The sequence below is a fragment of the Klebsiella sp. LTGPAF-6F genome (assembly GCF_001753185.1).
Classification (GTDB): domain Bacteria; phylum Pseudomonadota; class Gammaproteobacteria; order Enterobacterales; family Enterobacteriaceae; genus Klebsiella; species Klebsiella michiganensis.
In genome coordinates this window covers 271,357-297,258 of the sequence record NZ_CP017450.1, presented here as the reverse complement: position 1 = coordinate 297,258, position 25,902 = coordinate 271,357, and the positions used below count along the sequence as shown (strand labels likewise).

At 56.8% G+C, this 25,902-nt stretch carries 23 protein-coding genes and 1 riboswitch; of the genes, 13 read left to right on the top strand and 10 right to left on the bottom strand.

The genetic code is table 11. The annotated features are described in order from the left end of the window. Window positions 1-165: 165 nt before the first annotated feature. Complete coding sequence (gene purH, locus BJF97_RS01390; protein WP_032692775.1) at window positions 166-1,755, top strand: bifunctional phosphoribosylaminoimidazolecarboxamide formyltransferase/IMP cyclohydrolase; 1,590 nt, start codon at window positions 166-168, stop codon at window positions 1,753-1,755. A 15-nt stretch (window positions 1,756-1,770) separates the two neighbouring features. Further along, window positions 1,771-3,063, top strand: a complete 1,293-nt coding sequence (gene purD, locus BJF97_RS01385) for a phosphoribosylamine--glycine ligase (RefSeq protein WP_014227507.1) — start codon at window positions 1,771-1,773, stop codon at window positions 3,061-3,063. Here the strand turns inward: purD and zraR are convergent. Beyond that, window positions 3,060-4,394, bottom strand: coding sequence for a sigma-54-dependent response regulator transcription factor ZraR (gene zraR, locus BJF97_RS01380; RefSeq protein WP_032692776.1), 1,335 nt, complete (start codon window positions 4,392-4,394; stop codon window positions 3,060-3,062). The genes purD and zraR overlap by 4 nt on opposite strands. Then, on the bottom strand, window positions 4,391-5,779 hold the full coding sequence (gene zraS, locus BJF97_RS01375) for a two-component system sensor histidine kinase ZraS (RefSeq protein WP_014227505.1): 1,389 nt from the start codon (window positions 5,777-5,779) through the stop codon (window positions 4,391-4,393). The genes zraR and zraS overlap by 4 nt, the downstream gene beginning before the upstream one ends. Before the next feature lie 252 nt (window positions 5,780-6,031). Between zraS and zraP the strand changes: the two genes are divergently transcribed. Beyond that, window positions 6,032-6,466, top strand: coding sequence for a zinc resistance sensor/chaperone ZraP (gene zraP, locus BJF97_RS01370; RefSeq protein WP_032692777.1), 435 nt, complete (start codon window positions 6,032-6,034; stop codon window positions 6,464-6,466). Between the two features lie 3 nt (window positions 6,467-6,469). On the opposite strand, the gene BJF97_RS01365 is transcribed toward zraP, so the two are convergent. From BJF97_RS01365 to nudC, 6 genes are all read right to left on the bottom strand, one after another. Beyond that, entirely contained in the window at window positions 6,470-7,162 is a 693-nt protein-coding gene (locus BJF97_RS01365; protein WP_004097677.1) for a DUF1481 domain-containing protein, read from the bottom strand. Between the two features lie 12 nt (window positions 7,163-7,174). Next, on the bottom strand, window positions 7,175-7,447 hold the full coding sequence (gene hupA, locus BJF97_RS01360) for a nucleoid-associated protein HU-alpha (RefSeq protein WP_004097675.1): 273 nt from the start codon (window positions 7,445-7,447) through the stop codon (window positions 7,175-7,177). Between the two features lie 186 nt (window positions 7,448-7,633). Next, the gene (locus BJF97_RS01355; protein WP_004097673.1) at window positions 7,634-8,224 is read right to left on the bottom strand and encodes a YjaG family protein; all 591 of its coding nucleotides are present in this window, start codon (window positions 8,222-8,224) and stop codon (window positions 7,634-7,636) included. A gap of 42 nt (window positions 8,225-8,266) precedes the next feature. Next, window positions 8,267-8,938, bottom strand: a complete 672-nt coding sequence (nfi, locus tag BJF97_RS01350) for a deoxyribonuclease V (protein ID WP_025107530.1) — start codon at window positions 8,936-8,938, stop codon at window positions 8,267-8,269. A 9-nt stretch (window positions 8,939-8,947) separates the two neighbouring features. Continuing rightward, the gene (hemE, locus tag BJF97_RS01345) at window positions 8,948-10,012 is read right to left on the bottom strand and encodes a uroporphyrinogen decarboxylase (protein WP_014227501.1); all 1,065 of its coding nucleotides are present in this window, start codon (window positions 10,010-10,012) and stop codon (window positions 8,948-8,950) included. Window positions 10,013-10,178: 166 nt separating this feature from the next. Beyond that, on the bottom strand, window positions 10,179-10,952 hold the full coding sequence (gene nudC, locus BJF97_RS01340; RefSeq protein ID WP_004097667.1) for an NAD(+) diphosphatase: 774 nt from the start codon (window positions 10,950-10,952) through the stop codon (window positions 10,179-10,181). Between the two features lie 95 nt (window positions 10,953-11,047). On the opposite strand from nudC, the gene BJF97_RS01335 reads away from it, so the two are divergent. The 10 genes from BJF97_RS01335 to BJF97_RS01290 all read left to right on the top strand — a co-directional run bounded on the left by BJF97_RS01335 (window position 11,048) and on the right by BJF97_RS01290 (window position 19,815). Next, window positions 11,048-11,545 (top strand): Rsd/AlgQ family anti-sigma factor, encoded by a 498-nt coding sequence (locus tag BJF97_RS01335; protein WP_014837106.1) that lies wholly within the window; start codon window positions 11,048-11,050, stop codon window positions 11,543-11,545. 54 nt (window positions 11,546-11,599) lie between these two features. Continuing rightward, window positions 11,600-11,713, top strand: a riboswitch (TPP riboswitch). Window positions 11,714-11,798: 85 nt separating this feature from the next. Then, window positions 11,799-13,694, top strand: a complete 1,896-nt coding sequence (gene thiC, locus BJF97_RS01330) for a phosphomethylpyrimidine synthase ThiC (protein WP_032692778.1) — start codon at window positions 11,799-11,801, stop codon at window positions 13,692-13,694. Further along, entirely contained in the window at window positions 13,694-14,329 is a 636-nt protein-coding gene (thiE, locus tag BJF97_RS01325) for a thiamine phosphate synthase (RefSeq protein ID WP_009652773.1), read from the top strand. The genes thiC and thiE overlap by 1 nt, the downstream gene beginning before the upstream one ends. Next, window positions 14,322-15,077 (top strand): HesA/MoeB/ThiF family protein, encoded by a 756-nt coding sequence (locus BJF97_RS01320; RefSeq protein WP_014227497.1) that lies wholly within the window; start codon window positions 14,322-14,324, stop codon window positions 15,075-15,077. Before thiE ends, BJF97_RS01320 begins: the two co-directional genes overlap by 8 nt. Then, the gene (gene thiS / locus BJF97_RS01315; RefSeq protein ID WP_032692783.1) at window positions 15,061-15,261 is read left to right on the top strand and encodes a sulfur carrier protein ThiS; all 201 of its coding nucleotides are present in this window, start codon (window positions 15,061-15,063) and stop codon (window positions 15,259-15,261) included. Before BJF97_RS01320 ends, thiS begins: the two co-directional genes overlap by 17 nt. Window position 15,262: 1 nt before the next feature. Beyond that, on the top strand, window positions 15,263-16,033 hold the full coding sequence (gene thiG, locus BJF97_RS01310; protein WP_014227495.1) for a thiazole synthase: 771 nt from the start codon (window positions 15,263-15,265) through the stop codon (window positions 16,031-16,033). Next, on the top strand, window positions 16,030-17,163 hold the full coding sequence (gene thiH, locus BJF97_RS01305) for a 2-iminoacetate synthase ThiH (RefSeq protein WP_014227494.1): 1,134 nt from the start codon (window positions 16,030-16,032) through the stop codon (window positions 17,161-17,163). The genes thiG and thiH overlap by 4 nt, the downstream gene beginning before the upstream one ends. Before the next feature lie 320 nt (window positions 17,164-17,483). Beyond that, entirely contained in the window at window positions 17,484-19,016 is a 1,533-nt protein-coding gene (locus BJF97_RS01300) for a sensor domain-containing diguanylate cyclase (RefSeq protein ID WP_014227493.1), read from the top strand. Between the two features lie 217 nt (window positions 19,017-19,233). Next, entirely contained in the window at window positions 19,234-19,494 is a 261-nt protein-coding gene (locus BJF97_RS01295) for a PTS sugar transporter subunit IIB (RefSeq protein ID WP_009652762.1), read from the top strand. Window positions 19,495-19,497: 3 nt separating this feature from the next. After that, window positions 19,498-19,815 (top strand): PTS lactose/cellobiose transporter subunit IIA, encoded by a 318-nt coding sequence (locus BJF97_RS01290; protein WP_004097651.1) that lies wholly within the window; start codon window positions 19,498-19,500, stop codon window positions 19,813-19,815. A gap of 43 nt (window positions 19,816-19,858) precedes the next feature. On the opposite strand, the gene dcuB is transcribed toward BJF97_RS01290, so the two are convergent. Both dcuB and rpoC read right to left on the bottom strand, forming a co-directional pair. Then, the gene (gene dcuB / locus BJF97_RS01285) at window positions 19,859-21,199 is read right to left on the bottom strand and encodes an anaerobic C4-dicarboxylate transporter DcuB (protein WP_004097650.1); all 1,341 of its coding nucleotides are present in this window, start codon (window positions 21,197-21,199) and stop codon (window positions 19,859-19,861) included. A gap of 409 nt (window positions 21,200-21,608) precedes the next feature. Next, a complete protein-coding gene (rpoC, locus tag BJF97_RS01280) occupies window positions 21,609-25,832 on the bottom strand; it encodes a DNA-directed RNA polymerase subunit beta' (RefSeq protein ID WP_032692785.1) in 4,224 nt (1,407 codons plus the stop codon). Window positions 25,833-25,902 lie beyond the last annotated feature (70 nt).

The following is a 25,902-nucleotide window of genomic DNA, read 5'->3' as shown; positions in this document are numbered from 1 at the left end:
CCTGGGATAAAAAGAGAAAGATAAAAATTCGCGAGCGTTGCGCAAACGTTTTCGTTACAATGCCGCGCTATAACAAGGATGCCCGGTTGGGTGCGTTAGGTGAGTTTTTAGACAAAAATTCACCTAACGCTCTCTGTAATATTCAAATCCTGGGGATTTAATACCATGCAACAACGTCGTCCAGTCCGCCGCGCCCTGCTCAGTGTTTCTGACAAAGCCGGTATCGTCGAATTCGCGCAGGCGCTTTCCGCTCGTAATGTCGAGCTACTGTCTACGGGTGGTACCGCACGCCTGCTGGCTGAGAAAGGTCTGCCGGTTACCGAAGTCTCTGACTACACCGGTTTCCCGGAAATGATGGACGGACGCGTGAAGACCCTGCATCCGAAAGTTCACGGCGGTATTCTCGGTCGCCGTGGCCAGGATGACGGTATTATGGAACAACACGGTATCGCGCCTATTGATATGGTGGTGGTTAACCTGTATCCGTTTGCTCAAACCGTTGCCCGCGAGGGCTGCTCGCTGGAAGATGCGGTAGAAAACATTGATATCGGCGGCCCAACCATGGTTCGCTCAGCGGCGAAGAACCATAAAGACGTCGCCATCGTGGTGAAGAGCAGCGACTACGATGCCATTATTAAAGAGATGGATGCCAACGAAGGCTCCCTGACCCTCGACACCCGCTTCGACCTCGCCATTAAGGCATTCGAACACACCGCCGCCTACGACAGCATGATTGCCAACTACTTCGGCAGCATGGTTCCGGCCTATCACGGCGAGAGCAAAGAAGCCGCGGGTCGCTTCCCGCGCACCCTGAATCTGAACTTCGTTAAGAAGCAGGATATGCGCTATGGTGAAAACAGCCACCAGCAGGCGGCCTTCTATATAGAAGAAGAAGTCAAAGAAGCCTCTGTCGCCACTGCACAGCAGGTTCAGGGTAAAGCGCTCTCCTATAACAACATCGCTGACACCGATGCCGCGCTGGAATGCGTCAAAGAATTCAGCGAGCCGGCCTGCGTTATTGTGAAGCACGCCAACCCATGTGGCGTAGCGGTAAGCACCTCTATTCTGGACGCCTACGACCGCGCGTACAAAACTGACCCGACCTCTGCCTTCGGCGGCATTATCGCCTTTAACCGCGAACTGGATGCCGAAACCGCGCAGGCGATCATCTCCCGCCAGTTTGTTGAAGTGATCATCGCGCCGTCTGCGACGGAAGAAGCCCTGAAGATCACTGCCGCGAAACAGAATGTCCGCGTCCTGACCTGCGGTCAGTGGACGCAGCGCGTACCGGGTCTGGACTTCAAACGCGTTAACGGCGGCCTGCTGGTTCAGGATCGCGATCTGGGTATGGTTACGGAAGGCGAACTGCGCGTGGTTTCCAAACGCCAGCCGACCGAGCAGGAGCTGCGCGATGCGCTGTTCTGCTGGAAAGTGGCGAAATTCGTTAAATCCAACGCCATTGTGTACGCCAAAGAGAATATGACCATCGGGATAGGCGCAGGCCAGATGAGCCGCGTTTACTCCGCCAAAATCGCCGGGATTAAAGCCGGTGATGAAGGTCTGGAAGTGAAAGGTTCGGCGATGGCCTCTGACGCCTTCTTCCCGTTCCGCGACGGTATTGATGCCGCTGCTGCCGTTGGCGTGAGCTGCGTCATTCAGCCCGGTGGTTCTATTCGCGACGAAGAGGTGATTGCCGCCGCCGATGAGCACGGCATCGCGATGATCTTCACCGACATGCGCCACTTCCGCCATTAATTCACGGAGCAGACGATGAAAGTATTAGTTATTGGCAACGGCGGACGCGAACACGCGCTGGCCTGGAAAGCCGCACAGTCACCGCAGGTTGATACCGTTTTTGTCGCCCCGGGTAACGCGGGCACCGCGCTGGAACCGGCGCTGCAGAACGTGGCTATCGGCGTCACCGATATTCCGGCGCTGCTGAGCTTTGCGCAGAGCGAGAAGATTGACCTGACCATCGTTGGCCCGGAAGCGCCGCTGGTAATTGGCGTTGTCGATGCGTTCCGTGCCGCAGGGCTGAAAATCTTCGGCCCAACGGAAGGCGCGGCGCAGCTTGAAGGCTCCAAAGCCTTCACCAAAGATTTCCTCGCGCGTCATAACATCCCGACGGCGGAATACCAGAACTTCACCGAAGTCGAGCCCGCGCTGGCGTACCTGCGTGAGAAAGGCGCGCCGATCGTCATCAAGGCCGACGGCCTGGCCGCTGGCAAGGGCGTGATTGTCGCCATGACGCTGGAAGAAGCGGAAGCCGCCGTTCACGACATGCTGGCAGGTAACGCCTTTGGCGACGCCGGACACCGCATCGTCATTGAAGAGTTCCTCGACGGCGAAGAGGCGAGCTTTATTGTGATGGTCGACGGCGAGCACGTCCTGCCGATGGCCACCAGCCAGGATCACAAACGCGTGGGCAATGGCGATACCGGCCCAAACACGGGCGGTATGGGCGCTTACTCACCGGCGCCGGTGGTAACCGATGAGGTTCACCAGCGCACCATGGAACGCATTATCTGGCCAACCGTAAAAGGTATGGCAGCGGAAGGGAACACCTACACCGGTTTCCTCTATGCGGGCCTGATGATCGATAAACAGGGAAACCCGAAGGTTATCGAGTTCAACTGCCGCTTTGGCGATCCGGAAACCCAGCCGATCATGCTGCGCATGAAATCGGATCTGGTAGATCTGTGCCTCGCCGCCTGCGACGGCAAGCTGAATGAGAAAACCTCCGAGTGGGACGAACGCGCCTCGCTGGGCGTCGTGATCGCCGCCGGTGGCTATCCGGGCAACTACAGCACCGGTGATGAGATCCACGGCCTGCCGCTGGAAGAAGCGGCTGACGGCAAGGTCTTCCACGCCGGTACCAGACTCGCTGATGACGATCGCGTGCTGACCAGCGGCGGCCGGGTGCTCTGCGCTACCGCGCTGGGTCACACCGTCGCTGAAGCGCAAAAGCGCGCTTACGCCCTGATGAGCGATATCCGCTGGGACGGCAGCTTTAGCCGTAACGACATCGGCTGGCGCGCTATTGAACGTGAGCAAAACAGCTAACGGCTGAGCTTTGCCAGCAGCGTTTTGCGCGTAATGCCCAGCTGACGGGCGGCTTCAGTTTTGTTGCCGCCCGTTTTTTCGAGCGCCACCAGGATCGCTTCTTTCTCGACTTCCACCAGCGGCTGAATAATATCCTCACCGTGCGGCGCGTCCGAAACCGACGTACCGGCAATCGCCAGCGGCAGCTCGCGTTCCGAGATATACTCTCCGGTCAGCAGGACCACCGCCCGCTCTACCGCATTTTCCAGTTCGCGAATATTCCCCGGCCATGCGTAGTGAATCAGTAAGTCCATCGCCTGCGGCGTAAACCCCTGCACCGCTTTGCGGTTACGCTCGGCATAACGCTGCAGGAAATAGCGCGCCAGCTGAGGGATATCCTCCTTGCGCTGACGCAGCGGCGGCATATCGATAGTCACGACGTTCAGGCGATAGTAGAGATCCTGACGAAAACATCCGGCGCTGACCTCTTCAGCTAAATCCCGGTGGGTGGCGGCAATTAGCCGTACATCGACCGAAAGGGTCTGATTGCTGCCCACGCGCTGCACTTCACGCTCCTGAATCGCCCGCAGCAGGCGCACCTGCATCAGCGGTGAAATATCGCCAATCTCATCGAGAAAGAGCGTACCGCCGTCCGCTTCAACAAAACGCCCTTCTCGCCGTTTGTCCGCGCCGGTAAAGGCGCCTTTCTCGTGACCAAACAGCTCCGACTCCAGCAACGACTCGTTGAGTGCGGCACAGTTGAGGATCACCAGCGGCCTGCGGCTGCGGGCGCTGCTGGCGTGCAGCGCCCGCGCGACCAGCTCTTTCCCGGTGCCCGACTCGCCGTGAATTAATACCGTCGCATCGGAGGGGGCAACCAGGGCAATATTATTCAACAGCGCCCGCATCGCCGGGCTATCGCCCACCATGCCAAACTGGGCCGCGGGGGGACTACCCGCGACGGGTGACTCGCTCAGCCGCGTATGGGCCAACGCCTCAGACAGCGTCTGCTGCAGCTTGTCAAAGTCCAGCGGCTTGATAAGGTAGTCCAGCGCACCGGATTTCAGCGCCTCTACTGCGGTATCGACGCTGGAGTATGCGGTCATGATCAATACCGGAATCGACGGATTCCAGGTTTTGATCTCTTTCAGCGTTTCGATGCCGTCCATCTCGGCCATGCGGATATCGCAAAGCACCAGATCAAACACCGTCTGGCGCACCTGTTCCAGCGCCTGTACACCGTTGTAGGCCAGCGCAACCCGGTATCCCCAGCCCCGCAACAGCGCCTGTAAGATAGTGCAGTGGCTGATATCATCGTCCACCACCAGAATATCGATCTGCTCGCCACTCATCCTTGTTCATCCTTTTGTTGCCCGTTGACCGGCAAATAGAGAGTAAATAGCGCGCCTTCGCCGGGGGCGCTCTCGGCGTGAATCGTTCCACCGTGCTGCTCGACAATGTTCTGCACCACCGCCAGGCCCAGCCCGGTGCCGTCGGCCTTGGTCGTGAAGTACGGAGTAAAAATGGCCTGTAGCTGTTCCGCCGTCATCCCCTTGCCGCTGTCCGCAACGCTCACCTTTACTCGCCCGTCGCCGCATTCCCTCACCGCCACCGTAATCACGCCATCGCGGCCAATAGCGTGGACGGCATTGAGATAAAGGTTCAGCAGCACCTGTTTCAAACGATCCGGATCGGCCTGAATGCGGCATAGCGCGGGCTGCGCGGTGAACGCGAGCGTTATTGCCCGGCTGGCGGCATCCTGGCTAATTAGCTGAAGCGAGTGCGTAATCACGTCATTCAAATCAACCGATTGATACGTTAAATGCGCCGGACGCACCAGTTCCAGCAGCTCGCTGACGACCCTGTTCAGGCGATCGGCTTCCTTCGCCATCACCTGGGCCAGCTGATGCGCTTCGCCATCGGCTGGGGTTCGCTCGGCAAAATACTTTGCCAGCCCTTTTATAGATGACAGCGGGTTGCGGATCTCATGGGCGACGCCCGCGGCCAGATGACCAAGCGCCACCAGCTTTTCTTTACGCGCCGTCGCCTCCTGCAGCTGCTTGCGCGAACGTTGATAGCGGCGGAACCAGAACTGCGCCAGCAACGTTGCCGCCATCACTACGCCCGCCGCGCAGAGCATGATAACCATATTACGCAGGCTACGGGCATGGTCGGCATCCAGCTCGCGGGTATCAAAAGCAATAAAAATAACCTGGGGAGCCTGGGTACGTAGCCCGGCAGCTTCGCGACGCATCATCATGCGCATATGATGCCCGCCGCCGTTAAGCGGGCGAAATTGACGATAAATCTCCAGCGCCGGTTCCGGTTTTTCGAGCCGGCGCCAGCGCTCCTCGCTCCCAATATTCAGCTCACGCAGAGTGCTGGCAGGATAGAGCGACTCACCAACCCGCCGCGGGTCGCTATGGGCAATGATTTTACCGCTCTCATCCGTCACAGCGAACCACAGCACGCCAGGCTGCCAGGCCATCTCCTCCAGCAACGCCTGCAGTTGGGAATGATGCATACGCATTCCCATGCCCACCCGGGCGCCGGACTCAAGGGCGCGAATCAGCACGCTGCCTTTTTCCTGGATAGTCTGGCGCGCGGCTTCATTTTCACGGCCATAATCACGCACGATTAACGCAGAGAACAGGCACACCAGCAGCAAGATAAGGCCGGTTAACAACCAGCTCAGCCAGACGGCGACGGAATCCTTAGACAACCGCATCGCGTTCATGACAACTCCCTTTCCTCAGACACCGTATCGCTCAGCAGAAATCATGCCATTTTTCCGTCCCGTCTAACCGCTTCTCAGGCGCAAACCGGGAAGGCAATCGAGTAAAAATGACCCACAGCCTCCTTGACCGCGAGTCATTTTTACTCGCTCTCGTCTGGCTGGAAGGCGCTCAATGCCCGATATCCTGCGGCCTTTCCATTCTGGCACAGAAGATGCAAATCATTGAGTAACCATAAGCCAGGAGAATAAACTATGAAACGGAACAAAAAAATGACGCTGACGCTGATTGCCCTCGCCGCGCTGACTTTCGGCAGCAGTTCAGCCTGGGCAAGGCACCACTGGAATAACGGCAGCGGAATGGGCCCCCAGGGCTACAGCCAGCTCACCGCCGATCAGCAGGCCACTGCCCAGAAGCTGCATAACGATTTCTATGAACAAACCCGCGTTTTGCGTCAGCAGCTTCAATCAAAACGCTACGAATACCATGCGCTGTTAACCGCGGATAAGCCTGACAGCGCGAAAGTCGAATCCATTGCCCAGGAGATGGAGGTTCTCGGTCAACAGCTGGCCCAGCAGCGGGTGAAGTTCGATCTCGCGTTAGCGCAGGCGGGTATTTCTCGCGGTGTGGGTATGGGACCAGGGAGCTGCGGCGGAGGCCGCGGTCATATGGAGATGAGCCACTGGTAAGGCTCAGAAGCTTTTTTCGGTCGGCTGCCAGGTGCAGAAATCTTCGTTTGCCACCAGCAGCAGCTGAGAGCCTTCAGGCGCTTCCAGCCACGCCACGCTGACCTCAATGGATGAGTGATTCTGGCGTCGCTCAATATGCGCCAGCGCCTGCGTATCGAGGTCAGGCTTCACGGTCTGACCTTCACAGGTGGTCACCGTCCTGTTGGCATGCCAGCGCCCCTGGCGCAGCATAACGCGTCCCTGACGCAGAGCGTCGCTGGTCTGGCGTATTTGCTCAGCGCGATAGCGGTATAGCGCGACCTGATCGCTGGAAAGCTGCTGCTTCTGCCCATCGATTTCACGCTGCATAAAGCTGAGTTCGCCCTGCGCATCAAACCGGGCGCGAATATGTTCCGGCGGTTTACCGTAGACGTTGAGTTCAATCAGCGCGAGCTGGCCATCCTGCCAGCGGTACTCGCTGGTCGAAGTATTACCATGACGCCATGGACTGAAGGCGGCAAGGAGATGGACCTCGCCGTTAGAATCTTTGCGCCAGATACGCATCGCCCCCTGGTTATCCGCATATCCGCTGGCGGTAAACGGCGGGAGAGAGGAATCATGGCTGCAGGCAGTGAGCAGCAATACGCCTACCAGCGCCAGCGTGCGGCGCCAGGTAGACAAAAGGGGCCGACAAGCCCCTTCGATAAAACTGTACACTGCCACGCGGTCTTACTTAACTGCGTCTTTCAGAGCTTTACCAGAAACAAATGCCGGTACGTTTGCTGCGGCGATTTTGATTTCATTACCGGTCTGCGGGTTGCGGCCAGTACGCTCAGCGCGGTGGTTCACTTTGAAGGTACCGAAACCAACCAGTTGAACAGCATCACCTTCTTTCAGAGACTCGGTAATTGCAGCCAGGGTAGATTCCAGGGCAGCTTTCGCCTGTGCTTTGGACAGGTCAGCTTTGTCCGCAATTACATCAATCAGTTGAGTCTTGTTCATAAGTTATCCTTACAATGTGTTTATCGCTTGCTAAGCATCGAGTGCGACGGAAATGCCTGAAAAGCACTCTCCTGCATACACGCACCGATAGCCACGTTTTTTCGCCCCCCAAATGTAGACCAGACGGGGGGCGGAATGGAAGCCTTCAGACGCTACAATTCAGGCGGTAAATCACGTTTTCTGGTCTCATTGCTGAAAATTTATACCAATATTGCTCTCACCGGCCTCGCGAAGGTCTGCACGCAGCCCTTTGATCAGTTCAATATCGCGTTCTTCGCAGTCGGCCAGAAGACGGAAAATTTCCCACTGAATATCCCATTCCTGTTCGACAGCCGGGTTTTCTTTGAGCTCTTCGTCGGTCATTTCGCGACCAGCCTGGGTCATTTCCAGCATCGCAACGGTGGTGATCGAGCTCTTGCTGACTTCAATAGCATGTTCGAGCGTTTCGCCGCTCAGCCGCGAATGAATCAGCTCACTCAAGGCCACGCAGGCATCAATGGCCGGATAGACGCCGTACAGGTCGTAATCATCAGCGGCCGGAATCGCCTCTTCCAGCTTTTCCAGCTGGCTGTCGAAATTCACCTTCGCATCTTTTACCGTCAGCGTTTCCCAGATCAGATCGAGAATACGGCGATAAAGCTGGCCATCGGCGAACTCAGTTTGCTGACAGAACATGGCGTAGTTGGGGTACATCCGCTCGCACAGGCAGGCCATAAAGGTCACGTGCTGCCAGCTTTCCAGCTTCTCCAGACGCAGATGAATCGGGTTTTGTAACATGATGAAATCTCGAAGTCAGAAATTAGCCGCAGTGTACCTGAATCAGTCGTGATTTGCTTGCCAACGCACAAACGCCGGACGCCGGGACGCCACGGCATCAGCCCAGCGCGTCGGTTCAGGCAGGCGGTAGCCTTTCAGGCAGCGCTCCACCCACATTAGCGCGCTATCCAGGCCCACGCGGTGCCCGGTACTCACAAACAGGGGATTACAGCGCGTTTTACTGCGCAAAACCCACGCCAGCTGCTCGCCTTTATCTAACAACGGCGCCAGCGCGCCGGGCTCATCGCCCAGCGGCTCGAACTTACCGCACAGCCGTTTTTTCGCCACACCGATGGTCGGCACATCCACCAGCAGACCAAAATGGCTGGCGACGCCGAGGCGGCGCGGGTGGGAAATACCGTGGCCATCAACAAATAAGAGATTTGGCTTCTGCGAAAGCTGCTCCCAGGCCGCCAGCAGCGCGGGGGTTTCGCGAAAGGAGAGGAAGCCGGGGATATAGGGCATCGTGGTCGCGACGCGCGCGACCTGATACTCCACCAGCTCCAGGGACGGATAGCTCAGCAGCACCATCGCCGCCCGGGTCACCTCTCCCTCTTGCTCAAATCCAACATCCGCTCCGCCGATCAGCGTCGGCGGATCCTGGTCCAGCCGATCGCCTCGTTCAACCGATGCCGCCAGGCTGAGCTGCTGGGTGCGTAGCGATGACAAATCCATATTCACTCCTTAACGGTGGTATGGCGCCGACAACCGGTGCACTGCCTCCACAAATACGCCAGCATGTTCCGGGTCGACGTCCTGATGAATGCCGTGCCCGAGGTTAAAGACATGGCCTTCGCCCTGGCCAAACCCGGCAAGAATGGTCGCCACCTCTTCTTCGATGCGCGCCGGAGGGGCATACAGCATCGAGGGATCCATATTGCCCTGCAGGGCGACTTTATGGCCGACGCGACGCCGCGCATCGGCGATATCGGTCGTCCAGTCGAGTCCCAGCGCATCGCAGCCGGTTTCCGCCATCGCTTCCAGCCACTGCCCGCCGCCTTTGGTAAACAGCGTCACCGGCACGCGGCGGCCATCGTTCTCACGCAGCAGCCCATCAACGATTTTATGCATGTAATAGAGCGAGAACTGCTGATAATCCCGGCCGGTCAGCACCCCGCCCCAGGTATCAAAAATCATCACCGACTGCGCGCCCGCTTTGATTTGCGCATTCAGATACAGCGTGACGCTTTTCGCCAGCTTATCGAGCAGCGCATGCAGGGCCTGCGGCTCGGCGTACATCATCTTTTTGATCACCGTAAACGCTTTGCTGCTGCCGCCTTCCACCATGTAGGTCGCCAGCGTCCACGGGCTGCCGGAAAAGCCAATCAGCGGCACTTCTCCCTTCAGCTCACGGCGGATGGTGCGCACGGCGTTCATCACGTAGCCAAGCTCATCTTCCGGGTCGGGTACGGGTAATTTATCGACATCCGCTTTGCCGGTAATGGGTGAGGTAAAACGCGGGCCCTCCCCGGCTTCGAAATAGAGCCCCAGCCCCATCGCATCCGGGATGGTGAGAATGTCCGAGAAGAGGATAGCCGCATCCAGCTTATAGCGGCGCAGCGGCTGCAGCGTCACTTCACAGGCAAGCTCGGCGTTTTTACACAGCGACATAAAATCGCCCGCCTCGGCGCGGGTGGCCTTATATTCCGGTAAATAGCGGCCCGCCTGTCGCATCATCCATACCGGGGTGACATCAACCGGCTGGCGTAGCAGCGCGCGCAGGTAGCGATCGTTCTTCAGTTCGGTCATTTTTACATTCCTTTAGCGTTGATGCGCCAAGTTTATACACAAAATCATTCAAAGTGGATCGAGGCGGCAATTGAATGAACCCCAGGAGCTTACTCAAGTAAGTGACTGGGGTAAGTGAAAGCAGCCAACAAAGAGGCAATTTGAAGGATAAAGTGTATGTAACATGTCACTCATACTCTGCCCGACACATCGCCACGGTATCTTCAATCAGACGGCGCGCCACGGTGCCCGGCGGCGGCAAAAGCGGCAGATTGTCATAGCGATACCATCCCGCCTCCAGCAGCTCTTTCTTGTCGATGACAATCTCGCCGCTATCGTACTCGGCCATAAACGCGGTCATCAGCGATTGCGGGAACGGCCAAGGCTGAGAGGTCACGTAGCGCAGGTTTTTCACCTTAATGCCGCTCTCCTCCATCACCTCGCGGGCAACGGTCTGCTCCAGGGTTTCGCCGACTTCGACAAACCCGGCCAGCACCGTATGCACGCCGTTGCGATGGCGAGTATGCTGCGCCAGCAGGATAGAATCATCCCGACGGATGGCGACGATAATGCACGGGGCGATTTGCGGGTAGTAGCGTTCGCGGCAGTGGCTGCACAGCATTGCCCACTCGGTTTTGCTGGGGTGCATAGGATGACCGCAGTAGCCGCAGAATTTATGCGATCGGTAGAACTCCGCCAGCTGGATCCCGCGCCCCGCCAGTTGAAAAAGGCCAGCATCCTGATCGAGCACCTGACGCAGCGATCCCATCTCATGCCGGCGATCCTGGCGGACCAGCCACACCGGATCGCCCTGCCATTCTCCGATTCGCAGCGCGGGCTGCCCCGCAAGATTAAAATTTACCGCTTCGCCGTAGGGCAATTCTCCGTCGGGCAACCATAATTTCTGTTCGTGGCTGACGATCCACCAGCCGCGATCTAATTTTTCAATAATACGATCCATATCTATTGCACTACCTTTATTTTACTGGCACTTTTAACATTAAATTTACATTTTGGTGAGCAACGTATTTCTCTTAAAACCTTGCGGAGTCAACCATGTTAAACCAGCTGGAAAACCTGACGGAACGTGTTGGAGGCAGCAATAAACTGGTCGATCGCTGGCTACAAGTACGTAAGCATTTGCTTGTGGCTTACTACAACCTGGTTGGCCTGAAGCCCGGCAAAGAATCATTTATGCGGCTTAATGAGAAAGCGCTGGATGATTTTTGTCAAAGCCTGGTGGACTACCTCTCCTCCGGCCATTTTAATATTTATGAACGCTTTATCGGCGAATTGGAAGGCGATACGCCACTTTTAGCCGCCACTAAGATTTATCCACAGCTGCAGGCCAATACCCAGCAGATCATGGATTATTACGACTCCTGCCTCGAAAACGCCATCGATCACGATAACTACCTTGAGTTCCAGCAGGCGCTGTCGGATATCGGCGAAGCGCTGGAAGCGCGCTTTGCGCTGGAAGATAATCTGATCGCCCTCGCCGTCGCCCACAGCCGCAAAGACAACGTCAGCGACAATATCGCGCCGACCGCTTGAGTTGTGAGCCATTAACGCGTAGTTTACATACATTCCCCCTCACGGAGAGGGGATGTCATCTTGTCGGAGTGCCCATTTTCCACACTGGAAAAGGCTGAGACCGTTAATTCGGGATCCGCGGAACCTGATCAGGCTAATACCTGCGAAGGGAACAAGAGTAAACTGCGTTTAGCATCAGCCTCTTCAGGGCCGATCGCATCTGTTACTCCATCCGTCGTCTGGCAAGCCATATCCTGTTTAACTGGAATGAGCTATGTCTACAACCAAACTCACGCGTCGAGAGCAACGCGAACGCGCCCAGCGCTTTATCGACACCCTGGAAGGTACCGCATTTCCCAATTCGCAGCGCATCTATATCCCCGGTTCGCAGGAAGATATTCGCGTACCGATGCGCGAAATTCAGCTGAGCCCGACGCTTATCGGCGGCAGCAAAGATAATCCTCAGTACGAAGCGAACGAAGCTATTCCGGTCTATGACACCTCCGGCCCCTATGGCGATCCGCACGTCGCGATTAACGTTCAGCAGGGTCTGGCAAAACTGCGTCAGCCGTGGATTGATACGCGCCGCGACTGCGAAGCACTCAGCGATCGCAGCTCGGCCTATACCAGAGAGCGGCTGGCGGATGATGGCCTCAACGAACTGCGCTTTACCGGCCTGCTCACGCCCAGGCGCGCCATCGTCGGGAAATGCGTGACGCAGCTGCACTACGCCCGTCAGGGGATTGTCACCCCGGAAATGGAGTTCATCGCCATTCGCGAGAATATGGGCCGCGAGCGTATTCGTGGCGAAGTGCTGCGCCAGCAGCATCCGGGCGTTGGGTTTGGCGCGCGGCTGCCGGAGAATATCACCCCGGAGTTTGTGCGGGCTGAAGTCGCCGCCGGGCGCGCGATTATCCCGGCCAATATTAATCATCCGGAATCCGAACCGATGATTATTGGCCGCAACTTCCTCGTGAAGGTTAACGCCAATATCGGCAACTCGGCGGTCACCTCGTCGATTGAAGAAGAGGTCGAGAAGCTGGTGTGGGCGACGCGCTGGGGAGCGGATACGGTCATGGACCTCTCCACCGGCCGCTATATTCACGAGACCCGCGAGTGGATCCTGCGCAATAGTCCGGTACCGATCGGTACGGTGCCGATCTACCAGGCTCTGGAGAAGGTCAACGGGATCGCCGAAGATCTCACCTGGGAAGCCTTCCGCGATACGCTGCTCGAGCAGGCGGAACAGGGGGTGGACTACTTCACCATCCATGCGGGCGTGCTGCTGCGCTACGTGCCGATGACCGCCAGGCGCCTGACCGGCATCGTCTCCCGCGGCGGCTCAATCATGGCGAAATGGTGCCTGTCCCATCACAAAGAGAATTTCCTCTACCAGCATTTCCGCGAAATCTGCGAAATCTGCGCCGCCTATGACGTCTCGCTGTCATTGGGCGACGGCCTGCGTCCCGGCTCGATTCAGGATGCCAACGACGAAGCGCAGTTCGCCGAACTGCACACCCTGGGCGAACTGACCAAAATCGCCTGGGAGTATGACGTACAGGTGATGATCGAAGGCCCGGGCCACGTGCCGATGCAGATGATTCAGCGCAATATGACCGAAGAGCTGGAGCACTGCCACGAAGCGCCGTTCTACACCTTAGGGCCGCTAACCACCGATATCGCGCCGGGCTATGACCATTTCACCTCGGGAATTGGCGCCGCCATGATCGGCTGGTTCGGCTGCGCGATGCTCTGCTACGTGACGCCAAAAGAGCACCTCGGCCTGCCGAATAAAGAAGACGTTAAGCAGGGCCTGATTACCTACAAAATTGCCGCCCACGCCGCCGATCTCGCCAAAGGCCATCCCGGCGCGCAGATCCGCGATAACGCCATGTCGAAAGCGCGCTTCGAGTTCCGCTGGGAAGATCAGTTTAATCTGGCGCTCGACCCGTTCACCGCGCGCGCTTACCACGACGAAACCCTGCCGCAGGAGTCAGGCAAAGTGGCCCACTTCTGCTCCATGTGCGGCCCTAAATTCTGCTCAATGAAGATAAGCCAGGAAGTTCGCGACTACGCCGCCGCGCAGACCATCGAAGTGGGGATGGCCGATATGTCGGATAACTTCCGCGCCCGCGGCAGTGAAATCTATCTACGTAAGGAGGAAGCCTGATGTATCAACCCGATTTTCCATCCGTCCCTTTCCGTTTAGGGCTCTATCCGGTCGTCGATAGCGTCACGTGGATCGAACGCCTGCTGGCCGCGGGCGTTCGCACTCTCCAGCTGCGCATCAAGGATAAACGCGATAGTGAAGTTGAAGAGCATGTCGTTGCCGCTATCGCCCTGGGACGCAAATACCATGCGCGGCTGTTTATTAACGATTACTGGCGCCTGGCCATCAAACATCAGGCTTACGGCGTGCATTTAGGCCAGGAGGATCTGGAAACGACCGACCTCAGCGCCATCCGCAACGCCGGGCTGCGCCTTGGCGTTTCGACGCATGATGATATGGAAATTGATATCGCGCTGGCGGCGCGTCCCTCTTACATCGCGCTTGGGCACGTTTTTCCAACGCAAACCAAGCAGATGCCTTCCGCCCCTCAGGGGCTGGATCAGCTGGCGCAGCATATTCAGCGACTCGGGGATTATCCAACCGTGGCGATTGGCGGCATCAGCCTTGAGCGCGCCCCGGCGGTACTGGCGACCGGCGTCGGCAGCGTTGCGGTGGTCAGCGCCATTACTCAGGCGGCCGACTGGCGACAGGCAACGGCCCGGCTGCTCGAGATAGCGGGAGCCGGTGATGAATGACAGCGATTTTATGCGCTATAGCCGCCAGCTGCTGCTGGAGGATATCGCCATTGAAGGCCAGCAAAAGCTGCTGGCCAGCCGGGTATTGATCGTGGGTCTCGGCGGGCTGGGCTCTCCCGCCGCGCTCTATCTTGCCGGCGCTGGCGTCGGCACGCTGGTGCTGGTCGATGACGACGACGTGCACGTCAGTAACCTGCAGCGACAAATTTTGTTCACCAGCGAGGATATCGCTCAGCCTAAAACCACGGCCGCCAGGGCCCGGCTGGCTCAGTTAAATCCGCAGATTGAACTGATTGCGCTGAAGCAGCGGTTAGGCGGAAAGGCCCTGCGGGATGAAGTGGCGAAGGCCGATGTGGTACTGGATTGCACCGATAACATGGCGACTCGTCAGGCGATCAACGCCGCCTGCGTCGCGCTTAAAACGCCGCTGATTACCGCCAGCGCCGTCGGGCTTGGGGGGCAGCTGATGGTACTGACGCCGCCGTGGGAGCAGGGCTGTTATCGCTGTCTGTGGCCGGATGCTAACGAACCCGAACGCAACTGCCGCACGGCGGGCATCATTGGTCCGGTGGTTGGCATGATGGGTACCCTACAGGCGCTGGAGGCCATCAAGCTGCTCGCCGGCATGATGGCCCCGCGGAACACGCTGCGCCTGTTCGATGCCCGAACCAGCAGCTGGCGCACTCTCGCGCTCCAGCGGGCTCAGGGCTGTCCGGTATGCGGAGGGCAGCATGCGGATATGGTTTAACGATGAACCGTTGCAGTGCGCCGAAGCGACCTCCGTCGCCGATCTGCTCACGCAGCTGGAACAGCAGCAGCCGGGCGTCGCGCTGGCGCTCAATCAACGCATCCTGCCGCGTGAACGGTGGCAAGATCATCTCTTACAGGAAGGCGATCAAATCCTGCTTTTTCAGGTTATCGCTGGAGGCTGACATGTTACGTATTGCGGATAAAACCTTTGAGTCACATCTTTTCACCGGCACCGGTAAATTCGCCGCCCCCGACGTCATGGTGGAGGCCATTCGCGCCTCCGGCAGCCAGCTGGTGACGCTGGCGATGAAGCGCGTCGATCTCCGTCAGCATAATGACGCGATCCTCGCGCCGCTGCTGGCGGCCGGCGTTAGCCTGCTGCCCAACACCTCCGGCGCTAAAACGGCGGAAGAGGCGGTATTTGCCGCCCGTCTGGCGCGGGAAGCGCTGGGCACCCACTGGCTAAAGCTGGAAATTCACCCGGACGCCCGCTGGCTGCTCCCCGACCCGATCGAAACGCTGAAAGCGGCGGAGATTCTGGTACGGGAAGGCTTCGTGGTGCTGCCCTACTGCGGCGCCGACCCGGTGCTGTGCAAGCGCCTCGAAGAAGCGGGCTGCGCGGCGGTGATGCCGCTCGGCGCGCCCATCGGCTCCAATCAGGGACTGGAAACCAAAGCAATGCTGGAGATTATTATCGCGCAGGCCACGGTGCCGGTAGTCGTTGACGCGGGTATTGGCGTGCCGAGTCACGCGGCACAGGCGCTGGAAATGGGCGCTGACGCGGTACTGGTGAATACCGCCATCGCCGTTGCCGACGATCCGGTAACCATGGCGCGGGCCTTCCGTTTAGCAATCGATGCCGGCTTGCTGGCCCGACAGGCAGGCCCGGGCGCGCGCAGCGCGCAGGCGCAGGCCACCAGCCCGCTGACCGGCTTTCTGGAGGCGCGGATATGAACACCTTCACTGACCGTTGGCGGCAGCTGGACTGGGATGATATTCGCCTGCGAATCAACGGGAAAACTCCCGCCGACGTTGAACGCGCCCTGGCAGCCAAACAGCTCAGCCGCGACGATATGATGGCCCTGCTCTCCCCCGCCGCCGCGGACTATCTGGAGCCTCTGGCCCAGCGCGCTCAGCGCCTGACTCGCCAGCGTTTTGGTAATACCGTCAGCTTTTATGTCCCGCTGTATCTCTCTAATCTCTGCGCCAACGACTGTACCTACTGCGGTTTCTCAATGAGTAACCGCATCAAGCGCAAGACTCTGGATGAGGCGGAAATAGCCCGTGAATGCGCGGCGATCCGCGAAATGGGCTTTGAGCATCTGCTGCTGGTGACCGGCGAACATCAGGGCAAGGTCGGCATGGACTACTTTCGTCAACATCTGCCCGCGATTCGCCGCCAGTTCGCCTCGCTGCATATGGAGGTCCAGCCGCTGGCGATGGAAGAGTACGCCGAGCTGAAAACCCTCGGTCTGGACGGGGTGATGGTCTATCAGGAGACCTATCATGAAAGCATGTATGCGAAACACCATCTGAAAGGGAAAAAGCAGGACTTCTTCTGGCGGCTGGATACGCCGGACAGGCTTGGGCAGGCGGGGATTGATAAAATTGGCCTTGGCGCACTTATTGGCCTTTCCGACAGCTGGCGGGTGGACTGCTTTATGGTGGCGGAGCATCTGCTGTGGCTCCAGCAGCATTACTGGCGCAGCCGCTACTCCATCTCCTTCCCACGACTGCGGCCTTGCGCGGGAGGTATCGAGCCCGCCTCATTAATGGATGAACGGCAGCTGGTGCAAACTATTTGCGCTTTCCGCCTGCTGGCTCCGGAAGTGGAACTCTCGCTCTCCACCCGCGAATCCCCCTGGTTCCGCGATCGGGTGATCCCGCTGGCCATCAACAACGTCAGCGCCTTTTCGAAAACCCAGCCCGGCGGGTATGCCGATAACCATCCGGAGCTGGAGCAGTTCGCGCCTCACGATGACCGCCGCCCGGAAGAGGTCGCCAGCGCGCTGGTGGCCAGCGGTCTACAGCCGGTATGGAAGGATTGGGACAGCTGGCTGGGACGCGCCTCCCAATCGTCATGATAACGAATGTAATTTCTTAAACGTTCTTCATGCACGATCGTAATAAGAGAAACGGGAGATTGTGGCCCTGTTCCCGTTTCTCTATTCTGCCCCTGTCAGCAGCGGACGCTGGCCAGGGCGAATATTCACTCTTCCTCCTTTTCGCCCTGCTCCCGCCTCTTTGCGGCAACGGTAATTCCATCAATATCGAATATTAATCAGTCCATATCACAACGTCAGCGTTATAATTACCGGAGTTTTATCTGATTCGCTCAGCAGGCATGCTGGCTAAACCTGCGTCTCCACCCACGGTTTAACGCTTCTGGAACGATTTACGACTCATGGCTCGTCATAATAGAAAGCTCTCTTTCACCACGCCGATTATCATCGGATTTGCAGGTATTTTATTCAGCTTCTTGCTGATAGCGGTGTTTGCCACGACGACGCAGAGGAATGATTTTCTCGAAGATTATCATCATATTAATCGCAATTTTACCCACAATATGGCGACCAACTACACGGAGACGCTGCTGCAGGGCAACGACTTTATCCTCACCCGTGCCGCCACTTTCTTTGCCCGCAACGATGCGCTGAATGAGGCGGTTAACGTCAATCCGGAAAAAGGGTTGATGCAGCTTATGCAGTTGCAAAATATGATGCAGACCGTTTCGTCCATCTCGCTGGCGGATACCAATGGGCACTATCTGCGCGCGCCCGAGGTTCTGGAAACCGAAGACAGCCAGTCCTTCGATGCCAAAACAAGGCCGTGGTTTATTAAGCAAGCGGAAGCCAGTACCTTCAGTCGGTATACCAGCCCGTACAACGACTACTTCACTCATCACCCGACGATTACCGTCTACAAACCCATAATTTCTCCAGAGGGACGGCTAAAGGGCAGTCTCGCGTTTCATCTCGATCTCACCTCAATGGGCTACGCGTTACGGCAGATGGTTGCACCCGTCCAGGGGGAGTTTTTTGTGGTGCAACGCGATGGTAAAGTCGTTCTCCATCCCGATCCCGGCGCTTTGTTTAAACCCTACGTCAGTGAAGCCTTGATGGACAGAATGACCAGCGGCGAAGGCCAGCTGTACGACACCAATACGGACACCTGGTACTATTACTACTCCTTTACCAACCCCGACTGGTTTGTTATTTATCGGGTCGATAACTCGACGCTGGTCAACTTAACGCGCCATGAAACGGATATCGTCGCCTGGAGCTTTGCCCTGGCCGCGATCGTTATCGTGCTGTTTGGACTGTATCTGCGCCATGCTTCACGTACGGTGTTGATGAACATCATCAATGCGATTAAAACCGGGGATGTTCAGCGCGCCCCGCGGCTGGAAGCGATGCTCAGCAAAGCCATCGAGAGCAATAAGCAGCGCGAGTTAACCTACGTTCGCCAGGCGACCATCGACGCGCTAACCGGCTGCAAGAACCGCCGCGCCTTTGACAGCGATATCGCCGCGCTGATGAACGATCATCAGCCCTTCTCTCTTGCGCTGGTTGATATTGATAACTTCAAAACGATAAACGACACCTGGGGTCACCTCAACGGCGATATCGTGCTGCGCAATGTCGCCCGGGAAGGGCTGCAAATCCTCCAGCCCCGGCAAATTTCGCTTTACCGCTACGGCGGCGAAGAGTTTGCGGCGATCTTTACCACCGGACATAGCGATGACGCCCTGATGCTGCTGGAGAGCTGGCGGGCCCGCGTTGCGCAGCGCTCCTGGCGTGAAGAAGGGCTAACGGTCACCTTCAGCGCAGGTCTCGGCGAATGGAATATGGAGCCCCTGGAGCAGCTTGTCGTGCGCGTTGATGAAGCGCTGTATAAAGCCAAGCAGCTCGGCAAGAATCGCATCGTCCGCGCTTAACAGAGCCCTCCGTTTCAGGCCTGTCGGACGCGGCTTTTAGCGTTTTCTCCCCCAGAACCGAAACCGGTTTCATTATTTTGTGATGACTTACACACAATCACCGTAAAGCGGTTGTCCCGCCCGCCTGCCCGCGATAAAGATGGTACATCAAGGAACATAAGGGCCAACAATTATGAAGAATATCGTTTTATGCTGTGCCGCAGGAATGTCCACCAGCATGCTGGTTCAACGTATGCAGGCCGCTGCGCAACAAAAAGGCGTGGAAGTCTCCATCAAAGCCGTACCGGTTGCCGAGTTTAAAGATAATCTTGCCGCTGCCGATATTATCCTGCTCGGCCCTCAGGTGAAGTACGAGCAGGCCAAGCTACAGGCAATGGCCGACCCGTTTGGTAAAAAAGTCGCCGTCATCGATATGATGGATTACGGCATGATGAAAGGCGATGCCGTGCTTGATAAAGCCCTGAAGCTGATGGAGTAAGAGATGGAAGATTTAGAAACGATCATCATGGAGCTGCTGGTTAACGCCGGTTCTGCGCGCAGCTCGGCGTTAACCGCTCTGCAGCTGGCGCGTAAAGGCGATTTTGCTGCGGCCGAACAGGCAATGGCGGAATCCCATGAATTCGTCAAGCATGCGCATAAAATCCAGACCCAGCTGATTGGCATGGATGAAGGCAGCGGCAAGCTTCCGGTTAACCTGATTACCGTACACTCTCAGGACCACCTGATGAACGCGATGGTCATTCAGGATCTGGCTACCGACATGATTGAGCTCTATCGCCGAATTCCGCTCGCACAATAACGTCAACGACTTAACAGGCGCCGCTACCGGCGCCCGTATCCTCTTAAAGAAATCCGTACATCGCTGCAAATACCCAGCCAAAGACGCATGAGACGCTGACGCCAATGAGCCCTGGCAGAATAAAGCTATGGTTAATCACAAAGCGGCCGATATGCGTAGTACCTGAGCGGTCGAACTGAATCGCCGCCAGATCGCTTGGGTAGGTCGGCAGAATGTAATAGCCGTAGCAGGCGGGCGCGGAAGCGACGATGTAGGCCGGATCGACGCCAATCGCCAACGCCACCGGGACGATCGCCGCCAGCGCAGCCGCCTGGGAGTTAACAAACTTCGATACCAGCAGCAGAACGATAGCGTAGGCCCACGGGTACTCCTTCACCATCTCCCCGAGCACGCCTTTAATCTCGGTCATGTGCGCGCCGAACATCGTTTCCGCCATCCACGCGATGCCGTACACGGCAACGATAGCGATCATCCCGGAACGGAACACCTCATTTTTGGAGATCGAAGCCGGATTCGTTTTCGTAATGATGATGATGAGCGCCCCGGAGAGCAGCATAAACATCTGGATCACCAGCACCATCGACAGCGGCTTACCGTCGAATGCCGGACGCAGTTCGGAGAAGGCGCCGAGCAGGGCGACAACCGCGATTGAGGCCAGAAAAATCCACATCGCAATCCAGTTGCTGGTCGGAAGCTTTCTATCCAGCAGCGTGGCCGTGTCCCCGTACACGTAGTGACGGTTTTCCGGTACCGCAATAAAGGCCTGGAAGGTTTCGTCTTTATCGAGGTCTTTGCCGCGAAACCAGCTGAAGATACCAATGGCCAGAATCCCCAGCAGCGTGGACGGAATGGTTATCGCCAGCAGGTCGAGAAATTCAAGGTGCTTGCCGTTAAAGGTAAAGTTGCCAAGCATTGCCACCAGCGAGACGACCGCCACGGAAACCGGGCTGGCGATAATCCCCATCTGTGCGCCGATCGAGCTGGCGGCCATGGGTCGCTCCGGACGGATGTTATTTTTGATGGCGACATCATAAATAATCGGCAGAATGGTATATACCACGTGCCCCGTGCCGCAAAGAATCGTCAGCGTACAGGTGACGAATGGCGCGACGATCGAGACATATTTCGGGTTTCGCCGCAGGAGTTTCTCGGCAATCTGCAGCATCACGTCTAAACCACCGGAAGCCTGCAGCGTCGCCGATGCCGCCACGACGGCGATAATAACCAGCATGACATCGACGGGCGGTTTTCCAGGCTTCAGGTGAAAAACAAAGACCAGGATAACTAGCCCAATGCCGCCTAAAAGACCGAGCGCAATGCCGCCCTTTCTCGCACCATAGAACAAACAAATTAAGATAATGATAAGTTGTATAGCAAATTCCATACATCCCCCAGAAGCTATCCATTAAATAACGACAATACTCTCCGCTTTGTTTTTATTAGTTCACCTCCTCCATCGCCTTTTAACAGGCGTAACAATCCCCTCGGCTGCGGTAAACCGAAAAGAACCGGGAAAGTAATCACATGATTATTTTAGTTTTTTGACTATATAGCGTTTGCGGTGCTTATTTTTTGACACGCGTAGAATTTTCACCCTTTCATTGAGGATGAAAAACAGTCATGGAAATAAATCATTATAGGAGTGGTTTATATTTGCTAATTAATTGCAGCTATTACATCAATAAAATGTAATAAAAAAGTAGACGGGATAAACGGCAACAATAAACTGGCAGGCAATAAAAAAGCCAGTCAGGTGACCTGACTGGCTTTTTGAGCCTTTAGCGAATCAACGATTAATCGTTGTCAGAACCGCTCAGACCCGCGTTCAGCAGTTCTGCCAGGTTAGCAGAAGCTTCTTCCACGCTGACCTGCGGCGCTGCTGGCAGTTCGCCCGCTGCGCGACGGCGCATACGATCCTGGTGGTACGCATAACCGGTACCGGCCGGGATCAGACGACCCACGATAACGTTCTCTTTCAGGCCACGCAGTTCGTCGCGTTTACCCGCAACGGCTGCTTCGGTCAGGACACGGGTGGTCTCCTGGAACGATGCGGCAGAGATGAACGATTCGGTTGCCAGGGACGCTTTGGTGATACCCAGCAGATCGCGGGAGAATGTTGCACCCACTTTGCCGTTCGCTTCCAGATCGCGGTTAGCAATCTTAACGCGAGAGTATTCAACCTGTTCGCCTTCCAGGAAGTCGGAGCTACCGGCGCTTTCGATGGTCGCTTTACGCAGCATCTGACGAACGATAACTTCGATGTGCTTATCGTTAATCTTAACGCCCTGCAGACGGTATACGTCCTGAACTTCGTTAACAATGTAACGAGTCACAGCATGCACGCCACGCAGACGCAGAATGTCGTGCGGCGCTTCCGGACCGTCGGAAACCACGTCACCACGTTCTACGCGTTCACCTTCGAACACGTTGAGCTGACGCCACTTAGGAATCATCTCTTCGTACGGATCGCTACCGTCTACCGGGGTGATAACCAGACGACGTTTCCCTTTGGTTTCTTTACCGAAGGAAATGATGCCGCTGATTTCAGCCAGGATTGCCGGCTCTTTCGGACGACGCGCTTCGAACAGGTCGGCAACGCGCGGCAGACCACCGGTGATGTCCTTGGTACCGCCGGATTCCTGCGGTACACGCGCCAGGGTGTCACCAGAGCTGATCTGGACGCCATCTTCCAGCTGAACAATCGCTTTACCCGGCAGGAAGTACTGCGCAGGCATATCGGTACCCGGGATCAGAACGTCATTGCCCTGAGCATCAACGATTTTCAGCGCCGGACGCAGATCTTTACCGCCAGTGGTACGCTCTGCAGAATCCAGAACCACCAGAGAAGACAGACCGGTCAGCTCGTCGGTCTGACGAGTAATGGTCTGGCCGTCAATCATGTCAGTGAAGCGGACAAAACCACTCACTTCGGTGATAACCGGCATGGTGTGCGGATCCCAGTTTGCTACGGTTTCACCGCCGGCAACCTGCTCGCCATCACCTTTCGCCATAACGGAGCCGTAAGGCACTTTATAGCTCTCTTTGGTACGACCGAATTCGTCGATCAGCTTCAGCTCGGTATTACGGGAAGTAATAACCAGCTTACCGCTGGAGTTCACAACCGACTTCGCGTTGCTCAGACGGATGCTACCTTTGTTTTTCACCTGGATGCTGGACTCAGCAGCCGCACGAGATGCCGCACCACCGATGTGGAACGTACGCATCGTCAGCTGTGTACCCGGCTCACCGATGGACTGTGCCGCGATAACGCCGATAGCCTCACCTTTGTTGATGATGTGGCCACGCGCCAGGTCACGACCGTAGCAGTGCGCACATACACCAAAGTCGGTGTCACAGGATACAACGGAACGCACTTTGACGGAGTCAACGGAGTTCTCTTCCAGCAGATCGCACCAGTGCTCGTGCAGCAGCGTGTTGCGTGGAACCAGAATGTCCGCCGTACCCGGCTTCAGAACGTCTTCAGCGGTCACACGACCCAGTACGCGATCGCGCAGCGGCTCTTTAACATCGCCACCCTCGATAACCGGGGTCATGGTGATGCCTTCCAGGGTGCCACAGTCGTCTTCAGTCACGACCAGGTCCTGCGCAACGTCAACCAGACGACGAGTCAGGTAACCGGAGTTCGCCGTTTTCAGTGCGGTATCCGCCAGACCTTTACGCGCACCGTGCGTGGAGATGAAGTACTGGAGTACGTTCAGACCTTCACGGAAGTTCGCGGTGATTGGCGTTTCGATGATGGAGCCATCCGGCTTCGCCATCAGACCACGCATACCGGCAAGCTGACGAATCTGTGCAGCAGAACCACGCGCACCGGAGTCGGCCATCATGTAAATGCTGTTGAAGGAGACCTGCTGCTCTTCTTCGCCGTTACGGTTAATAACGGTTTCAGTTTGCAGGTTGTCCATCATCGCTTTGGATACACGATCGTTCGCCGCGGCCCAGATATCGATAACTTTGTTGTAGCGTTCGCCAGCGGTAACCAGACCCGACTGGAACTGCTCCTGAATCTCAGCAACTTCCGCTTCCGCTTCGCTGATGATCTCGTATTTTTTCTCCGGGATGACCATGTCATCGATACCAACGGATGCACCTGAGCGCGCTGCATAAGCAAAGCCGGTGTACATCGTCTGGTCCGCAAAAATAACGGTCGGTTTCAGGCCCAGAATACGGTAGCAGGTGTTCAGCATTTTGGAGATCGCTTTCTTACCCAGCGCCTGGTTGACGATGGAGAAAGGCAGACCTTTCGGTACGATCATCCACAGAATGGCACGGCCGATAGTCGTGTCTTTCAGGCTGGTTTTCGCAACGAATTCGCCGTTAGCATCTTTTTCGTATTCAGTGATACGCACTTTAACGCGCGCATGCAGAGAGGCCAGGCCAGCGCGATAAATACGCTCAGCTTCTTTCGGGCCAGTCAGCACCATGCCTTCGCCTTTGGCGTTAACACAGTCACGGGTCATGTAGTACAGACCCAGTACAACGTCCTGAGACGGAACGATGATTGGTTCGCCGTTCGCCGGAGACAGGATGTTGTTGGTAGACATCATCAGCGCACGCGCTTCGAGCTGGGCTTCCAGCGTCAGCGGTACGTGAACAGCCATCTGGTCACCATCGAAGTCGGCGTTGTATGCCGCACAAACCAGCGGGTGCAGCTGAATAGCTTTACCTTCGATCAGTACCGGCTCAAATGCCTGGATACCCAAACGGTGCAGGGTTGGTGCACGGTTCAGCAGTACCGGGTGTTCGCGGATCACTTCGTCCAGGATATCCCAAACGACAGCTTCTTCACGCTCAACCATTTTCTTAGCGGCTTTAATGGTGGTGGCGAGGCCACGCAGTTCCAGCTTGCCGTAGATGAACGGTTTGAACAGCTCCAGCGCCATTTTCTTCGGCAGACCGCACTGATGCAGACGCAGGTATGGACCTACGGTGATTACAGAACGACCGGAGTAGTCAACGCGCTTACCGAGCAGGTTCTGACGGAAACGACCCTGCTTACCTTTGATCATATCGGCCAAAGATTTCAGAGGACGTTTGTTAGAACCGGTGATCGCACGACCGCGACGACCGTTATCCAGCAGGGCGTCGACCGCTTCCTGCAGCATACGTTTTTCGTTGCGTACGATGATGTCCGGCGCAGCCAGATCCAGCAGACGTTTCAGACGGTTGTTACGGTTAATGACGCGACGATACAGATCGTTCAGGTCAGAAGTCGCGAAACGACCGCCATCCAGCGGAACCAGCGGACGCAGATCTGGCGGCAGAACCGGCAGAACGGTCAGGATCATCCACTCCGGCTTGTTGCCAGACTGGACGAACGCTTCCAGCAGTTTGATACGCTTGGTCAGCTTCTTACGCTTGGTTTCGGAGTTGGTTTCGTTCAGCTCTTCGCGCAGAGTTTCACACTCTTGCTCCAGATCCATGCTCTTCAGCAGGGCCTGGATAGCTTCCGCACCCATCTTCGCGTCAAATTCGTCACCGAACTCTTCCAGCGCGTCCAGATACTGTTCTTCAGTCAGGATCTGCTGGCGTTCCAGGTTGGTCATACCGCCTTCGATAACCACATAGGATTCGAAGTACAGCACGCGTTCGATATCGCGCAGCGGCATATCGAGCAGCAGGCCGATACGGGACGGCAGAGACTTCAGGAACCAGATGTGGGCGGTCGGAGACGCCAGCTCGATGTGGCCCATACGCTCACGGCGCACTTTAGTCTGGGTCACTTCAACGCCGCACTTCTCACAGATCACACCGCGGTGTTTCAGGCGCTTGTACTTACCGCACAGGCACTCGTAGTCTTTTACTGGCCCGAAAATACGCGCACAGAAAAGGCCGTCACGCTCAGGTTTGAACGTACGGTAGTTAATGGTTTCCGGCTTTTTAACTTCACCAAAAGACCATGAACGGATCATGTCTGGCGATGCCAGAGCAATTTTGATCGCATCAAACTCTTCGGTTTTAGTTTGCGCTTTCAGAAACTTTAATAAGTCTTTCACGGATTTGCTCCCGTCGGAGTTAGCACAATCTGGCGCCGGGTCTTACCCCGGCACCAGTGACCTGTTTGAG

Coding starts and splice junctions, on each gene's coding strand:
- purH (WP_032692775.1), top strand. CDS start 166: ATGCAACAACGTCGTCCAGTCCGCCGCGCCCTGCTCAGTGTTTCTGAC.
- purD (WP_014227507.1), top strand. CDS start 1,771: ATGAAAGTATTAGTTATTGGCAACGGCGGACGCGAACACGCGCTGGCC.
- zraR (WP_032692776.1), bottom strand. CDS start 4,394: ATGAGTGGCGAGCAGATCGATATTCTGGTGGTGGACGATGATATCAGC.
- zraS (WP_014227505.1), bottom strand. CDS start 5,779: ATGAACGCGATGCGGTTGTCTAAGGATTCCGTCGCCGTCTGGCTGAGC.
- zraP (WP_032692777.1), top strand. CDS start 6,032: ATGAAACGGAACAAAAAAATGACGCTGACGCTGATTGCCCTCGCCGCG.
- hupA (WP_004097675.1), bottom strand. CDS start 7,447: ATGAACAAGACTCAACTGATTGATGTAATTGCGGACAAAGCTGACCTG.
- BJF97_RS01355 (WP_004097673.1), bottom strand. CDS start 8,224: ATGTTACAAAACCCGATTCATCTGCGTCTGGAGAAGCTGGAAAGCTGG.
- nfi (WP_025107530.1), bottom strand. CDS start 8,938: ATGGATTTGTCATCGCTACGCACCCAGCAGCTCAGCCTGGCGGCATCG.
- hemE (WP_014227501.1), bottom strand. CDS start 10,012: ATGACCGAACTGAAGAACGATCGCTACCTGCGCGCGCTGCTACGCCAG.
- nudC (WP_004097667.1), bottom strand. CDS start 10,952: ATGGATCGTATTATTGAAAAATTAGATCGCGGCTGGTGGATCGTCAGC.
- BJF97_RS01335 (WP_014837106.1), top strand. CDS start 11,048: ATGTTAAACCAGCTGGAAAACCTGACGGAACGTGTTGGAGGCAGCAAT.
- thiC (WP_032692778.1), top strand. CDS start 11,799: ATGTCTACAACCAAACTCACGCGTCGAGAGCAACGCGAACGCGCCCAG.
- thiE (WP_009652773.1), top strand. CDS start 13,694: ATGTATCAACCCGATTTTCCATCCGTCCCTTTCCGTTTAGGGCTCTAT.
- BJF97_RS01320 (WP_014227497.1), top strand. CDS start 14,322: ATGAATGACAGCGATTTTATGCGCTATAGCCGCCAGCTGCTGCTGGAG.
- thiS (WP_032692783.1), top strand. CDS start 15,061: ATGCGGATATGGTTTAACGATGAACCGTTGCAGTGCGCCGAAGCGACC.
- thiG (WP_014227495.1), top strand. CDS start 15,263: ATGTTACGTATTGCGGATAAAACCTTTGAGTCACATCTTTTCACCGGC.
- thiH (WP_014227494.1), top strand. CDS start 16,030: ATGAACACCTTCACTGACCGTTGGCGGCAGCTGGACTGGGATGATATT.
- BJF97_RS01300 (WP_014227493.1), top strand. CDS start 17,484: ATGGCTCGTCATAATAGAAAGCTCTCTTTCACCACGCCGATTATCATC.
- BJF97_RS01295 (WP_009652762.1), top strand. CDS start 19,234: ATGCTGGTTCAACGTATGCAGGCCGCTGCGCAACAAAAAGGCGTGGAA.
- BJF97_RS01290 (WP_004097651.1), top strand. CDS start 19,498: ATGGAAGATTTAGAAACGATCATCATGGAGCTGCTGGTTAACGCCGGT.
- dcuB (WP_004097650.1), bottom strand. CDS start 21,199: ATGGAATTTGCTATACAACTTATCATTATCTTAATTTGTTTGTTCTAT.